8 protein-coding genes are annotated in these 15,587 nt (G+C 72.1%); 1 reads left to right on the top strand and 7 read right to left on the bottom strand.

The window, feature by feature from the left end; translation table 11 throughout:
* Positions 1 to 57: 57 nt before the first annotated feature.
* The 4 genes from OG617_RS31805 to OG617_RS31790 form a co-directional block, all read right to left on the bottom strand.
* Positions 58 to 1,014 (bottom strand): GNAT family N-acetyltransferase, encoded by a 957-nt coding sequence (locus OG617_RS31805; RefSeq protein WP_405096571.1) that lies wholly within the window; start codon positions 1,012 to 1,014, stop codon positions 58 to 60.
* A 161-nt stretch (positions 1,015 to 1,175) separates the two neighbouring features.
* Complete coding sequence (locus OG617_RS31800; RefSeq protein WP_405096570.1) at positions 1,176 to 2,432, bottom strand: MFS transporter; 1,257 nt, start codon at positions 2,430 to 2,432, stop codon at positions 1,176 to 1,178.
* Between the two features lie 2 nt (positions 2,433 to 2,434).
* Complete coding sequence (locus OG617_RS31795) at positions 2,435 to 3,997, bottom strand: AMP-binding protein (protein ID WP_405096569.1); 1,563 nt, start codon at positions 3,995 to 3,997, stop codon at positions 2,435 to 2,437.
* Between the two features lie 37 nt (positions 3,998 to 4,034).
* The gene (locus OG617_RS31790; RefSeq protein ID WP_405096568.1) at positions 4,035 to 5,117 is read right to left on the bottom strand and encodes a ferritin-like domain-containing protein; all 1,083 of its coding nucleotides are present in this window, start codon (positions 5,115 to 5,117) and stop codon (positions 4,035 to 4,037) included.
* Positions 5,118 to 5,402: 285 nt separating this feature from the next.
* Between OG617_RS31790 and OG617_RS31785 the strand changes: the two genes are divergently transcribed.
* Complete coding sequence (locus OG617_RS31785) at positions 5,403 to 8,231, top strand: AAA family ATPase (RefSeq protein ID WP_405096567.1); 2,829 nt, start codon at positions 5,403 to 5,405, stop codon at positions 8,229 to 8,231.
* A 165-nt stretch (positions 8,232 to 8,396) separates the two neighbouring features.
* On the opposite strand, the gene OG617_RS31780 is transcribed toward OG617_RS31785, so the two are convergent.
* Genes OG617_RS31780 through OG617_RS31770 form a run of 3 tightly spaced genes read right to left on the bottom strand, consistent with a single transcriptional unit; the run spans position 8,397 to position 15,584 of the window.
* On the bottom strand, positions 8,397 to 10,016 hold the full coding sequence (locus OG617_RS31780; protein ID WP_405096566.1) for an acyl-CoA carboxylase subunit beta: 1,620 nt from the start codon (positions 10,014 to 10,016) through the stop codon (positions 8,397 to 8,399).
* Between the two features lie 25 nt (positions 10,017 to 10,041).
* Positions 10,042 to 11,274, bottom strand: coding sequence for an amidohydrolase family protein (locus tag OG617_RS31775; RefSeq protein WP_405096565.1), 1,233 nt, complete (start codon positions 11,272 to 11,274; stop codon positions 10,042 to 10,044).
* Positions 11,271 to 15,584 (bottom strand): type I polyketide synthase, encoded by a 4,314-nt coding sequence (locus OG617_RS31770; RefSeq protein WP_405096564.1) that lies wholly within the window; start codon positions 15,582 to 15,584, stop codon positions 11,271 to 11,273. The genes OG617_RS31775 and OG617_RS31770 overlap by 4 nt, the downstream gene beginning before the upstream one ends.
* Positions 15,585 to 15,587 lie beyond the last annotated feature (3 nt).

Raw genomic sequence — 15,587 nt, 5'->3', positions numbered from 1 at the left:
GGTCACATCCGGAGCGGCCAGTGGGTACGGCGGTGGAGCAGGACTGCGACTCAGGGGTCAGGCGGTGGTACGGGTTACCCGCGCCGGCAGGTCGACGCGGCTGGCCGTGTCGACGGTACGGGTGGTGTACCGGTGGATGTCGATCTCCGGCCCGGCGCCGAAGACGTGGCTGGTCAGGCGCGGGGTGCTGGCGGCGGCGTGGGAGTCGCCGTCGGCGTAACCCAGCATGACCACGGGTGTGGTCAGTGCCTCGACCGACAGCAGCAGGTCGGCGCAGTCGCCCGCCGGGGCCCGGCCGATGGGCTTGGCGGGTACCGGTTCGAAGCCGAGACGGGTCTTGAACAGGAACAGGCCGGGCTTGGCGACGTGTCCGTAGAGGTTGGGGTCGTTGCCCATGGTCACCTCGGGATAGCCGCGCCTGAGGGTCTCCCCGAAGGCGTGCAGGTAGATCACCCGGGCGAGGCTGTGTTCCCGCCAGCGGGCCTCGACGGCGGAGAAGAGCAGCCACACCGAATTGTCCTGCGGGAACTCCCGGCACAGGCAGCCGCCGACCAGTTCACCCTTCTCGTAGGCGAAGACGCCGAAGGTCGTCGGATTGTCGATCATGCCGGCGCGCATCGAGCCGGCGAACGAGAAGCCGAAGGCCATGCCGTCGACCCGGCTCTCGTACAGGGTGAGGAACGGGTCGAGTTGGTCGGCGCTGAGCGTCTGGTGCACCTCGATGTGCACGTCGGCGCTGGCCGCCCGGTCGATGGCCCGGCGGAGGTCCTGGCGGGCCTTGCGGGCGAGCCGGGCGGCGTAGTCGTCGACCGAGCGTGGGGTGGGCGCCCGCCAGCTCAGCCAGATCGGCTTGCGGATGAACCCGGCACGGGCGAGGTCCGCCCAGGTGTCGCGGGGCGGTTCGGGAACCCTGATGAGGGCGACCGGGGGTAGGTCGCCGGCGCGGTGTGCGGCGAGTGCCTCGTGCGCGTCCGCTTCGGCGATGGGAAGCCCGTAGTCGTCTCGAACGTGCATGTCGTAGGCGCCTTCCGCAGTGCTGACCGGTCGCGTGTGGATCGTGGAGGGGGGACTGTCGGGGGTTGCCGGCACCTCGCCGGGCCGGGCGACGCGCGCCGTGCCGGGCGGCACGGCCGGGGACGACGGGAACGGTAGCGACCGGGCGGCCGGGATGGTGTTCACGTCCGGACCGGGTCGGTGATGTTCGCCGTGGTGGGCGGTGGTTCGTCCAGGCGGCGCCACCGGGCGGGGCGTAGCACCAGGGTGAGCGCCACCATCAGGTACAGCAGTCCGCTCAGGGTGATCGCGGCGGTCAACCCGAGGGCGGACGCGGCCCAGCCGCCGAGCACGCCGCCGATCGGGATGCTGGCCCAGGAGAACGCGGTGGCCAGACCGAACATCCGGGCCTGCAACGGTGGCGGGGTGCGTTCCAGGATGGTCGCGGCGATGATCGGGTTGACGGAGGACAGCGCCATGCCGCAGACGAAGGTGATGGCGATCACCACCAGCAGGTCGTGGCTGAACGCCATGACCAGGAAGCGCGGGGCCCCGCCGACGAGCAGCCCGATCGTGAAGGTGACGTAGCGGGGCAGCCGGGTGGCGGCGAGGGAGAAGCCGATGTTGCCGACGATCGCGCCGAGGGCGAGCGCCCCGCTGACCGCGCCGAGCGCGGCCGGGTTGTCGAGCACCTGGTCGACCCAGAGCGGGATGTAGACGGCGACGCTGGCCTGGTTGAACAGGTTGATGATGAACATCACCGCGAAGATCCCGACGGCGACCTGGTCCTGTCGCAGGTGGCGCAGCCCGATGCCCAGCGCCTTCAGGTACGGTTCCCGCTCCGTCGCGGCGGCGTGGGTGGGCCGTCCGATGGACGCGGGGATCAGCGCCGTAACGACGGCGGCGGCCACGGCGAAGGTTGCCGCGTCGATGAGGATGGCCTGGGTGATGCCGAGCCAGGCGATGATCACACCGGCGACCGGTGCGCCGACGAGGATGCTCATCCGGTGCAGGCCGTCGTCGATGGCACTGACCCGCGCCATCGAGGCACCCGCCGCGGCGATGGTGGCGTGCGCCATCGCCCGTTTGGCGTTGTCGCCGAGACCCCGGAGGACACCGATGACGGCGACCAGGCCGAGCAGCGTGGCGAACCCGAGCTGGTAGGTGACGGCCAGCAGCACCATACCGGCGGCACTGGCCAGGTCGGCCGTGATGGAGACCCGACGGGCACCGAGTCGGTCCACCAGCGGTGGGCCCAGCGCGCTGGTCAGCACGTAGGGCAGCATCTCGGCCGCGACGACCAGGCCCATCCGGGTGGGGCTGCCGGTGCTGACCAGGACCAGCCAGGGCAGCGTCACCGTGGACACCCGGGTGCCGGTGTCGGAGATCGTGCCGGCGGTGAGCAGCCCGACGAGGGCGGCCCGGGGCCGGGTGGACACCGTCACTCCGGTGAACCGACTGCCGCGCCGGTACGGGCGAGATAGCGGTCACGCAGTGTGCGTTTGTCGACCTTCCCGTAGCCGATCATGGGCAACGCGTCGACGAACTCCACGTCGCGCGGGGTCCAGTTGGTGTCGAGGCGCTCGGTGACGAGGTCGCGGAGCTGCTCGGGGGTGACGGTGGCACCCGGTACGGGCACGACGAAGGCGTACGCGGTCTCACCATAGGCGTCGTCGGGTACGGCGACGACGGCCGCGTCGTGGACGTCGGGGTGGGCGGTCAGGACGTTCTCGATCGGTCCCGGGTAGACGTTGACGGCGCCGGGACCGGTGACGATGAGCTCCTGGTCGCGTCCCACCAGGTAGAGGTAGCCGTCCTGGTCGAGGTGTCCGGTGTCTCCGGTGCGCAGCCAGCCGTCGACCAGTGTCCCGGCGGTCAGCTCCGGCTGTCCCCAGTACCCGGCCATCACCAGCGAACCGGTGATCCACACCTGACCGTGGTGCCCGGGCGGCAACTCCCGTCCGGCCTCGTCCCGGATGGCGATGCGCACGTCACCGTAGGCGCGTCCGCAGGAGCGCAGCAGGTGGGGCCGGCTCGGGTCGTGCTCGTCGCCGTTGAGTTCGGTGATCAGGGGCGCCTCGCTCATCCCGTACGCGACGCGCACGATGGGCCCGAAGCGTTCGAGTGCCTGGGTCAGCCGGGCGGGGGCGACGGTCGAGCCGCCCAGGGTGATCATCTCCAGGCTGCTCAGGTCGGTCCGGCCGAGCAGCGGGCAGTCCAGCAGCTCGTACAGGCGGGGTGAGGCGGCGTTCGTGCTGGTGATGCGCTCCTGCTCGATGAGCGTGAAGAACTGCCTGGCGTCGAAGGAGTCGCACATCACCTGCGTCCCGCCGGCGAACAGCATGCCCATGACGCCCAGTTGCGAGCTGACGTGCCAGAAGACGCCGTAGTAGAGGTGGCGGGTCGGGCGGCCCTCGCCCGCCCACCTGGTGGCGAGTTCCAGGATCGTCTGGAACAGCACGTTGCGGTGGTGGACCAGCTTGGGGCGTCCGGTCGTACCGCTGGTCTGGAACACCGACGTGGGTTCGCCCGTGGTGGCGGCCGGGTCCAGCGCCCGCCGGGGTGCCTGCCACAGGTCGGTGCCCAGGGCGGCGGGGCCGAGGCTGAACACGGCCGGGGTGGCCGACCGTCGGGCCAGTTCGACGCCGGCCTCGGCGTGGGTGCGGGGGTCGTACACCAGCGCGTCCGGGCGGGCCTGGCCGAGGAAGTCCAACTGGTGTTCCAGGGGCGCGTGGGCCACCCAGACGGACCGGCAGCCCAGCAGGTGCAGAGCGAAGTGCAACATGACCACGTCCGGGTGGTTGTTGGCGACCACCGCCACCGCCCGGCCCGCGACCATTCCCTGCCCGTGCAGGGCCTCGGCCAGGTGCAGGACGCCGTACCGCAGGTCGGCGTAGGTCAGCCGGCGGCCCTGGTGCACGATCGCCTCCGCCGGACCGTACTTCTCGAACAGCGCCAACGCCTGCGGGACGTAGTTGGCGGGTACAGCGGTTGGGGTGTCCACGGGGCGATCTCCTCGGGCCGGAAGCTCGGTGTGTGGGTCAGGACGACTCTGAGCCGTGCCGGATCGCCCGCGCGACCTGCTCCCGGCGCAGCCTGTCGACCTCGTCGGCGACGTTCTCGTCCTCGGCCATCAACCGGTCGAGGTTGGTGTCCTGGTAGTTGAGCACTCCCATGTCGGCGAAGGCCCGCTGCAGTTTCGGGCCGAACAGGCCGATGTCCTTGAGCGTGGGCACGATCCGGGAGAACAGCTTGGACCGGAAGTACTGGTAGTGCTCGGAGTCGCGCATGAAGGCCATGCACTCGGCGGCGTCCAGGTCGAGCGCGGTCCAGACCTCCTCGCCGACGAAGCGTTGCTGGAGCATGTGGCAGGCCTCGATGCAGAAATCCTCACGTTCGTCGCGCTCGGCCTGGGTCAGCTCGGGGTAGTAGTCGCGCAGGGCCAGCCGACCGAAGGCCACGTGACGCGCCTCGTCCTGCATGACGTAGGCGTTGAGCGCCTGGGCGAGTGGTTCCTTGGAGTAGTCGCGGATCTGCCCGAACGCGGCCAGGGCGAGACCCTCGATGAGGACCTGCATGCCCAGGTAGGTCATGTCCCAGCGGGAGTCGGAGATGATGTCGTTGAGCAGGTCCTTGAAGTGCGGATTGATGGGGTAGGCGAAGCCGATCTTCTCCCGTAGGTAGCGGGAGTACGCCTCGACGTGGCGGGCCTCGTCGACGACCTGGGTCGCGGCGTAGAACTTGGAGTCGATGTCCGGTACGGTCTGCACGATCTTGGCGGAGCAGATGAGGGCGCCCTGTTCACCGTGGAGGAACTGGGAGAACTGCCACGAGTTCATGTGTAGCCGGACGTTGGCCTTTTCTCTGCGGTTCAGTGATTGCCAGGTGCGTGACCCGTAGATGGCCACCGATTCTTCCGGTATGCCCATCGGGTCGTCATGATCGATTTCGATGGTCCAGTCGAGTCGCTCCGCCGCGTTCCACTGCCGCTGTTTGCCCTTTTCATAGAGGGTGAGAAGTTTGTCCCGGCTCTCGTCGTAGTCCCAGTCGAATACGGTGGTGTTCCCTGCCTTGATGTGCCAGCCCGTCTGGTCGACAGGGAGGGCGTATAGCCGGCTGCTCAATGATGCCTCCGCCTCATAAATGGCTAACGTCTATCATGGACTTGTGGTTGTTTGTCGGGCACTGGGGAGTTCCCTAGGATCAGGGGTATCCGTAGGTCCGGGTCTGCTGCGTGGTGCGGCTTTTGTGTCGAGAGTCAGCTCACAAACGCCAATCTGCGCATGCTAATGTCTTATTAGCGGATGGCCGCGTATCACAGAAGACGGGAGTCGATCTAGAATGGCCGGTCCCGGGGTTCGGTGGAAACCAGACGGTGGCAGCGGGCCTGCGTCGGGACAGTGGTGCTGATGCCCCCGTTCGTGGGCCGTGACACCGAGCTGGCAGTCCTGCGGAGCGGCCTGGAGGCGACAGGCCGTGCCGGCGTCCGGGTCGTGGCGGTGACTGGCGATCCCGGCATCGGGAAGACCCGGTTGCTCAGCGAGTTCGGTGAGCTCGCCCGCCGCCGGGGAGCCCGGGTGGTGTCCAGTTCGGCCACCCGGGGCCAGCGGTCACAACCGTTGGCCCCGCTGGTCGACTGCGACCGCTGCGCGAATCGGAAGACCGACCCGGGTGAGGCGCCGACGGGGGCCACCGCCTCCATCCAACTGGTGCGCGATCTCGTCAACCGGACGGGCGACGCGGACGCCAACAGCCTGGTCGTCCTCGTCGACGACATGCACTGGGCCGACGAGACGACCATCGCACTGCTGACCCAGCTCGTGCGTACCCCGTCGCCGGTGCCGCTGCTGGTCGTGCTGGCGTACCGGCCCCGCCAGGCCCCGGTGCGCCTGCACACCGCGCTGGTCGGCGCACCGGGTGACGAATGGGTGCGGGAGGTCCCGCTCGGGCCGATCAGCGAGCAGGACGCGCAGACCCTGCTCGGTCCACAGAGCAGCGTGCCGTGGCAGTGGGCCGTCTACCGACACAGTGACGGCAACCCGTTGCACCTGCACGCGCTGGCCGCCGCCGCCACCGGGCTGTGCAGCACCGCCTCGGTGGTCGTCGGCGAGCTGCCCGTCACGCTGCGGATGAGGCTGGTCGGGGAGCTGGAGGCCGCCTCCCCGCTGAGCCGCATCGTCCTCGACGCGGCGGCGGTGGCGGGAGAGGTGTTCGAGCCGGCGCTGGTCGCGCAGATCGGCCAGTGCCGCGACGCCGAGGTGCACCGCGCGTTGGACGAACTGGCCGAACTGGACGTTGTCCGCCCGGTCGCCGGTGGCCGGCTGATCAGCTTCCGGCATGCCGTGCTGTGGCGGGCGGTCTACGACGCGGTCAGCCCGGGCTGGCAGTTGGTCGCACACGACCGGGCGGCGGCCGCGCTGCGCCGGCGCGGCGCCCCGCCCGAGGCGCTGGCCCCGCACGTCGCCCGCACCGCCCGCCCCGGCGATCTGACCGCGGTGTCGATACTGCACCGGGCCGCCATGGCGGTGCAGCACCACGCTCCGGTCACCGCGGCGCACTGGCTCCGGGTGGCCCTGCGGCTGCTGCCGCATCGACCCGACCACGACCAGCGGCGCGTGGTGCTGCTGGTCCGCCTCGCTCAGCTGGCCGCCGTCGTCGGTGAGCTGCTGGCGAGCCGCGACGCGCTGCATGAGGCGCTCAGGATGCTGCAACGTCGCCCGACGACCCGTCGCGCGTATGCGGTGGCCCTCTGCGTCATGGTGGAGCTGTCGCTGTCCCGACGTGCCGAGGCGGGCGCGTTGGCCCGGGCGGAGCTGGCCGCGTTGCCCGCCGCCCAGAGCATCGGACGGGCCATGCTCAGCTTCGAACTCGCCTGTCTGGAGTTGGCCGCAGGCCGCGCCGACGCCGCCCGCGAACTGGCCGCCGTGGCGTACACGGCGGCCCAGCGCCATCGGGCCCGCTCGGCGGAGGCCACCACGCTCGCCCTGCTGGCGGTGGCGGACACCGCCGCGCTGGACATGCCGGCCGCGCGTCGCCACCTGGATCAGGCGGTCGACCTGCTCGACGCGATGCTCGACGGCGAGTTCGTCCGCAGCCTGCGGGCCGCCGCATGGGTCATCGAGGCGGAGGTACTGCACGAGCGCTTCGACGACGCGCTACGCCACCTGGACCGGGCGGTCTCCGGCGCCCAGCACAGCGGGCAGCTGCTGCTGCTGGCCCGGCTCTACGCGGCCCTGGTGGTGACGTTGCAGGTCAAAGGCAGGCTGCCGCAGGCACAGGAGTGTGCGCAGCGGGCGGCGGAGGTGGCCACCGCGGTCGGCGGGGCGCGGGAGATCGCCGTGGCCCGCATCCTGCAGGCATGGATGGACAGCCAGGTACGGGCGACGGCGGGGACCGACCCGGAGGTGGATGCCCTGCCGGTGCTGCCCGACGGACCGTACTCGCTGTTGGTCCGGCGGTTGCTGGTGGAGATCGGGCTGGCCGGTGGGAACGTGGCCGGGTACCTGACCCGCACACAGCTCGGTGACAGCCCCGGCCCGCCCGCTTCCGACCTGTGCTCGCAGGCCGGTTGGTGTGAGGCGATGACGCGGGCGGAACTCGCCGCCGGTCGGACCGAACTCGCGGCGCACTGGGCCGACCGCGCCGACGCAGTCGCCGCCGTGCTCGACCTGCCGGGCCACACCGGTCTGGCCCTGCTCGCCAGGGCGCAGGTGCTGGCCGCCGACGACCCGGCACGGGCGGTGACCGCCGCGCAGGTGGCGGCGCGGGAACTGGCCTCCGCCGGCATGGTGGTGGACGCCGCCCGGGCCCGGATGGTCGCCGTCGGACCGCTGGCCGCACTCGGCCTGGTCGACGACAGCTACCGGGAGATCAAGGCGGTGCAGGCCGCGTTCGAGGGGTGGGGCGCGCACCGGCTGGCTCGGCAGGCCGTGTTGGAGCGGCGTCGCCTCGCGGCGCGTTCGTCGCGCCGTACGGGGCCGGACGACCGCGAGGAGGCGGCCGGCCTGAACCTGCTCACGCGTCGGGAACGGCAGGTCGCCGTGCTGGTCAGCCAGGGCCTGACGAACCGGCGCGTGGCGCAGGAGCTGTTCGTGACCGAGAAGACGGTGGAGATGCACCTGGCGAACATCTTCGCCAAGCTCGGCGTGTCCTCCCGAGCGGTGGTTGCCCGCCTCATCGGGGCCACCGGGCAGCCGGTCGGCGCGGCGGTGCCGGCCGGGGAGGCGGCAGCGACCTGAGGGTGGCCCGGGCCGTCGGGGCACCCGTGGCCGGCGGGGCACCCGTGGCCGGCGGCCTTCCGCCGAGGCCCCGGGTCACCCCGGGCCGTCACAGCGGACGTGGCCCCGCCGCGCCGTGGCGGCGTCCCCGGCGTGGTTGGCATCCCCGGCGCCAGGGGCGGCCGGTCACAGCGGGATGTTGCCGTGCTTCTTGGCCGGACCGATGACCCGCTTGTCGACCAGGGCGCGCAGTGCGCGGACGACCGTGGGTCGGGTCTCCGACGGCAGGATCAGGTCGTCGACGCAGCCGTGCTCGGCGGCCCGGTAGGGCGTGAGCAACTGGTCCTCGTACTCGTGGACGAGGACCTGGCGCAACAGCGCGGGGTCGTCGGCCTGGGCGAGGGTACGGTGGTGCAGCAGGGCGACCCCGCCCGCCGCGCCCATCACGCCGATCTGCGCGGTCGGCCAGGCGAAGCACAGGTCGGCGCCCAGCTCCCTGGATCCCATGACCGCGTACCCGCCACCGAAGGCCCGCCGTACCACGATGGTGATCTTCGGTACCGTCGCCTCGATGTAGGCGAACGCGAGTTTCGCACCCCTGCGGATGATGCCCTGGTGCTCCTGGGCGGTACCGGGCAGGTAACCGGGCACGTCGACGAGGGTGAGCACGGGGATGTTGAACGAGTCGCAGAAGCGGACGAACCGCGCGGCCTTCTCCGCTGCGTCGATGTCGATGGCACCGGCCAGGTGCAGCGGCTGGTTGGCAACCACCCCCACCGGGACACCGTCGACGCGGGCGAAGCCGCAGATGATGTTGGGGGCGAAGTCGGGGTGCACCGGCAGCAGGTCGCCGTCGTCGACGATCCGCCTGACCACCTCGTGCATGTCGAACGGGGTGCTGGCCCGATCGGGTACGAGCGTGTCGAGTTCCCGGTCGGCGTCGGTGGGTTCCAGCAGGGACGCCGGTGGCCAGACCGGGGCCGGGTCGAGGTTGTTGGCCGGCAGGTAGGACAACAGGTCCCGGACGTAGTCGATGGCCTCGGCCTCGCTCGCGGCGGCGTAGTGGGCGTTCCCGCTCCGGGTGGCGTGCACCCTGGCGCCGCCCAGGGCCTCCATGCCCACCCGTTCCCCGGTCACCGCCCGGATGACGTCCGGGCCGGTGACGAACATGTGCGAGGTGTTCTCCACCATGACCACGAAGTCGGTGAACGCCGGGGTGTAGACGGCACCGCCCGCGCAGACCCCCATGATGAGGGAGATCTGCGGGATCACCCCGGAGGCGGTCACCATCCGACGGGCCACCTCGCCGTACGCGGCCAGGGCCAGCACCCCCTCCTCCACCCGGGCGCCGCTGGAGTCGTTGATGCCGACCACCGGGCAACCGACGCGTAGGGCGTGGTCAAGGATCTTGCAGACCTTGGCGCCGAAGACCGCCCCCGCGCTACCACCCCGGTGGGTCGCGTCGTGCGCGTAGACACACACCTGGCGGCCGTCGACCGTGCCGAAACCGGTGATGACGCCGTCACCGGGCGGCTGCGGCCCGGCGTACCCCTCGACGTCCCGGCGGGCCAGCCGGTCGGTCTCCACGAACGAGTCGGGGTCGAGCAGCGCCAGGATCCGCTCCCGGGCGGTCATCCGGCCCCGGGCGGCCAGCCGGCGGGCGGCCCGCGGGGAGGCGGGCTGTTCCGCCTCGGCGCGTCGGCGGCGCAGCTCGGCCACCTTCTCGGCGGTGGTCGGGGCGCGCAGGCCGGCGACGGCGCCGTCCGGCCGGCCGTTGGCCCGGCCCGCCCCCACATCGGCGGTCATCGGCGGGTGTCCGCGCGGCGCCGGGTCACTTGCGGGTGTCCTTGACGATCTCGCCGTCGCGGACGACGAGGACGACCCGGTCCGGGTCCTCGAACAGGTGCGGCTCCCTGAGCGGATCGAAGTCCACCGCGACGAGATCGGCCAGCTTGCCCACCTCGACCGACCCGACCTGGTCGGCGACCCGCATGATGCGGGCGTTGACCGAGGTGGCAGAGACGATCGCCGCCATGGGCCCCAGGACGCGGGCCTTGAGCGCGAGCTCCAGCCCGCGGTGGTTCTGGTCCGGTCCGATCAGGTCGGAGCCGGATCCGACCAGCACGCCGGCCTCGCGGGCCAGCAGCATGGCGTCGATCATGCGCTGTGCGGTGTCGCCGACCCGGTCCCGGAAGCCGGGAGCGAGTCCCTGCCGCGCGGAGTCGGTACGCATCGTCTCGGCGATGGCCAGGGTGGGCACCAGGTGCACCCCGTGGGCACCCATCATCGCGGCGGTGGCCTCGTCGATGCCGGTACCGTGTTCGACGCAGCCCACGCCCGCCTGGACGGCGTTGCGGATACCGGCGCCGTTGTGGGCGTGCACGGTGACGTAGGTGTTGCGGGCGCGGGCCTCGGCGACGGCGACCGCGATCTCCTCGACGGTGTACTGGGTGTCCTCCAACGAGTCGGACACCGAGATGACCCCGCCGGTGACGGCCATCTTCAGGAACGACGCGCCCTGACGGAAGCACTCGCGGGCGGCTCGGCGGACCTCCTCGACGCCGTCGGCGTTGGGGGTCATCCCGGTCAGGCCGCGTACCGACAGGGGCGACGGGCCCGCCGGGGCCAGCGGCGAACCCAGCCGGCCGTGACCGCCGGTCTGGGACAGCGCGACGGCGGCGGCCCAGATCCGGGGGCCGGGTACCAGCCCTCGTCGCACCGTACGCAGCACCCCGAGGTCGAGGCCACCACAGTCACGGATCGTGGTGAACCCGGCGTCCACGGTCTCGCGCAGGTTGCGGAAGATGTCGGCGGCCCGTTCGGCCACCGACAGCTCCCCGTTGAGCACCGCGCGGACGTCGCTGGAGTAGCCCACGTGGGTGTGCGCGTCGATCAGCCCCGGCAGCAGGGTCAGCCCGCCCAGGTCGACCAGGTCGGCGCCGTCGGCCTGAACCCGGGTCCCCACCTGCGTGATCCGGTCGGCTTCGATCCGTACGGCCCGGTTGGTCAACGGTTCGTCGCCGAGCCCGTCGATGAGCGTGGCACCGGTCAACAGCATGGTCATGGCACCAGGTCCTTCTGGGTGGTGTCGGGGGAAACGGCCGGCGTCGTGCCGGGACGGTCCGGACCGGCGTCCGGCGGCGCGGGCAGGACCCCGCCCCGGGCGAGGAAACCCAGCATCCGCGCGAACAACGCGGCGTCCAGCTCCGGTGGACGGGCCAGGTCGGCCGGCAGTTCCGACCAGACGTTGTCGCAGCGCATCCGGGGCATGTCCCGGTCCGGGGTGTCGCCGAGCATCGCCATCAGCGGGGCGAGGTTGTTCGACGTCTCGTCGGCCTCGATCTGTTCGGTGAGCTGGTGGTGCCAGCGCTGCCAGTCGACGCTCGGCACCCGGTAGCCGCAGGTCCGCAGGTGGGTGAACATGTCGTTCCAGTCCAGCGGGTCGGGGTTGACGGTGTGGAAGGTGCCGCCGAGGGTCTCCGGTCGCAGGGACAGGGCGACCACGGTGCGCGCGACGTAGTCGACGCTGGCGGCGGCGAAGGCGTACCGGCGGGCGGGGGCCAGACCGAGGTCGAGGCAGCCCTGGATGACCTTGGTGACGTAGTCCTCCCGGTTGGTCGCGCCGGTGCGGCTGTCCCCGAGCACGGCACCGGCCCGGTAGACCGACACGGGTACGCCACGTTCCCGGGCGATGCCGACGAGACCCTCGGCGACCCACTTGCTCTGGCTGTAGGCGGTGTCGTGGCCCACCGGCGGCGGCAGCGGGTCGTCCTCGTGGATCTGCCCGACGCCGGCGGCGACGGCTCCGGCGAGCACGGCCAGGGTGGAGATGTGGTGCACCGGCGTGGGCCGACCCCGGGTGGACAGCCGCAGGACCTCCTCGGTGCCGCGCACGTTCGTGGCCTTGAGGGACCGGTAGGGGCGCACGAAGTTGACCCAGGCACCACAGTGGTAGATCGCGTCGACCTCGTCGGCGAGGGCGTCGAAGTCGGCCGGCGTCAGGCCGAGTCGGGGTCTGGCCAGGTCGGCGGGGACGACGCGCAGCCGGTGCGCGGGTGGCATCGGCAGACCGTAGGAGGTCAGGGCGGCGTGCAGGCGTTCGGTGCCCTCCTCGGGGTTGGCGGCCCGGACCAGGCAGACGATCTCGGCGCTGGTCTGCCGGGCCAGTTCGGCGCAGAGGAACGCGCCGACGAACCCGGTGGCACCGGTGAGCAGCACCACCCGAGGGGGCCCGGTGCGGGCCGACGCGCCCGCGTCGGGGGCGACCGCCGGGTCGAGGACGACCTCGGCGGTGAGGTCGGGGCCGCTGCCGTGCACCTCGATCAGCGGTCGCCCGGACACGGCGGCCTCGATCCGGGCGGCCAGGCCGGCGACGGTGGGGCTGGCCAGGACGTCGCGGGCGGTGAGCTGGGGCGCGCCGAGACGGCGCAGCTCCCGGGCGGCCTGCGTGATCATCAGGGAGTGGGCGCCGCAGTCGAACAGGTCGTCGGTGACGCTGACGCGGTCCACGCCGAGCAGGTCGCACCACACCCGCGCGACCTGGCGTTCCCGTTCGTCACGGGGGCCGAGGTAGCCGTCGTCCGGTGCGTCGTCCGGATCGACGCCGCCGGAGGTCGAAGCGACGGAGGTGTCGGAGGTGTCGGCCGGTCCGGTGTCGGCACCGACGGCGGTCGCCCCCGGCTCCACCCAGTACCGGCGGCGCTGGAACGGGTAGCCGGGCAGGCTGACCCGTCGGGCCGGCCGCGCGGCGTGCAGCGCCGGCCAGTCCACGCTCACCCCGGCCTGCCAGAGCCGGCCCACTGCGGCCATCAGGTGCGCGGTGTCCGGCAGCCGGTCGCGGGGGTGGCCCAGCGAGGCGACCGCGGTCGGGGTGGGGGCGAGCCGCTGTCCGGGTACCAGCGCGGTCAGCGCCCGCCCGGGCCCGACCTCCAGCAGCACCCGGTCGGGCGTGGTCAGGACGGTCCGCAGCGCGTCGGCGAAGCGTACGGGTTGACGCAGGTGACGGGCCCAGTAGTGCGGGTCGGTGGCGTCCTCGGCGCGGATCCAGGTGCCGGTGACACAGGAGACGAACGGGGTGTGCGGTGGACGCAGGTCGCACTCCTTCACCCGGGCGGTGAACTCGTCGAGCATCGGTTCGACCAGCCAGGAATGGCTCGCCGCCGGCACGTTGAGCCGCCCGCAGTCCACCCCCCGGCCGGCCAGCAGCCGGTCGAGGGCGGCGACGTCGTCGTCCGGGCCGGCCACCACGGTCAGCTCCGGTGCGTTCACCGCCGAGATCGACAGCCTCTCGTCGAGCAGCTCCGCGACCTGTGCCTCGGGCAGCGGTACGGCGAGCATCCGGCCCGGGGCCATCCGGGCGAACAACTCACCGCGGGCGTAGGTGACGGCGAGCGCGTCGCCGAGGGTGAACACCCCGGACAGGCAGGCGGCGACGTACTCGCCGAGACTGTGGCCGAGCAGGGCGACCGGCTCCACGCCCCAGGACATCCACAGCTTCGCCAGCGCGTACTCCACGGCGAACAGCGCGGGGACCACGCCGGGCCCCTCGGCGCGGCCGAGCGCGCGTCCCCGTCTCGACCCGCCACCGCCGCCCGGGAACAGCAGCGCGGTGAGGTCGACGTCGAGCCGGTCGCGGAGCAGGGCCGCACAGCGGTCGATCTCCTCGCGGAACACCGGCTGACTGCGGTAGAGGTCGGCACCCATGTCCCGGTGCTGGTTGCCGCCGCCGGGGAACATGAACACCGCCCGGTGGACGGTGTCCGGGGCGGTGCGGGTGACCAGCCGGTGCGGGTACTCCCCCCGCAGCACGGCCACCAGGTCGGTCAGGTCGGCGCAGGCGGCGAACCGGCGTACCGGGAAGCCGCGCCGCCCGTCCTGGAGGGTGAAGGCGACGTCGGCCAGGTCGAGGTCCGGGTGGTCCTCCAGATGGTCGGCCAGCCGCCGGGTGGCGGCGTCGACGGCGGTGCGGCTGCGCGCGGACAGCGGTACCAGGTGCCAGCCGGTCGCGGGTGCCGCCGTGCCGGCCGGGTCGGGGATGGGCGGTGGCTGTTCCAGGACCACGTGGGCGTTGGTGCCGCCGACCCCGAAGGCGCTCACCCCGGCGCGGCGTGGTCCGGCACCGGCCGACCACTCGGTGACGCGGGTCGGCACGTAGAAGGGCGATGTGTCCAGGTCGAGGTCGGGGTTGGGGGAGCGGAAGTTCCGCATGGGCGGGATCCGCCCGTGCTGTACGGCCAGGGCGGCGCGCATCAGGCCGGCGGCTCCGCCGGCGGCGTCGAGGTGGCCGATGTTGGCCTTGACGGAGCCGAGGGCGCAGAAGCCGCGCCGGGCGGTGCCGACGCGGAACGCCTGGGTGAGCGCGGCGACCTCGATCGGGTCGCCCACCTGGGTGGCAGTGCCGTGGGCCTCCAGGTAGCCGATGCTGCCCGGCGAGATCGCCGCCAGGGCGTGCGCGGCGGTGACGACGCGGGCCTGTCCGTCAACGCTGGGTGCGGTGAAACCGGCCTTGACCGCGCCGTCGTTGTTGACCGCGCTGGCCCGGATCACCGCGTAGATGTGGTCCCGGTCGGCCAGGGCGTCGGAGAGCCGGCGCAGCACCAGGGCCACGGCGCCGTTGCCCGGTACGGTCCCCTCGGCGTCGGCGTCGAAGGGCCGGCACTGCCCGTCGGGGCTGAACACCCCGCCGTAGGCGTGCGAGTAGCCGGCCTTCAACGGCAGGTTGATCGCCACCCCGCCGGCGAGCGCCAGATCCGACTCGTAGGTCAGCAGGGACTGGCAGGCCAGGTGGGTGGCGACCAGGGAGGTCGAGCAGGCGGTCTGCACGGTGTACGCGGGGCCGTCCAGGTCGAGGAGGTACGCCACCCGGGTGGCCAGGAAGTCCTTGTCGTTGAAGATGCGGGCCAGGGGTGCCATCGCCGAACGTTGGAAGCGGGGGTTGGTGGCGAGGTTGGCCATCAGGTACTTGTTCATGAACATGCCGGCGAACACGCCGACGGCGCCGTCGGTGCGGTCCGGGGTGTGGCCGCTGTCCTCCAGGGCCGCCCAGGCGGTCTCGCAGAAGACCCGCTGCTGCGGGTCCATCGTCTCGGCCTCGGCGGCGTTGTAGCCGAAGAACTCCGCGTCGAAGTGGTCGGCGTCGTCGATCACCGCGCCCGCCGGAACGTACTCGGGGTCGGCGAGCAGGTGCGGGTCCACGCCGGCGGCGCGAAGTTCGTCGGGGGTGAAGTGGGTGATCGAGTCGATGCCGTCGAGCATGTTGGCCCAGAAGCCGGCGACGGTGTCGGCACCGGGTACCCGGCAGGCCATGCCGATGATCGCGATCGGTTCGACCCCGCCGTCCGGGGCGGTTCCGGTGCTGTCCAGGTGTGCGGTCACGGT

The organism is Micromonospora sp. NBC_01412 (assembly GCF_045040215.1).
Lineage (GTDB): Bacteria > Actinomycetota > Actinomycetes > Mycobacteriales > Micromonosporaceae > Micromonospora > Micromonospora rubida.
The sequence above is the reverse complement of the archived record's forward strand: the minus strand, read 5'-3'. Positions and strand labels throughout refer to the sequence as shown.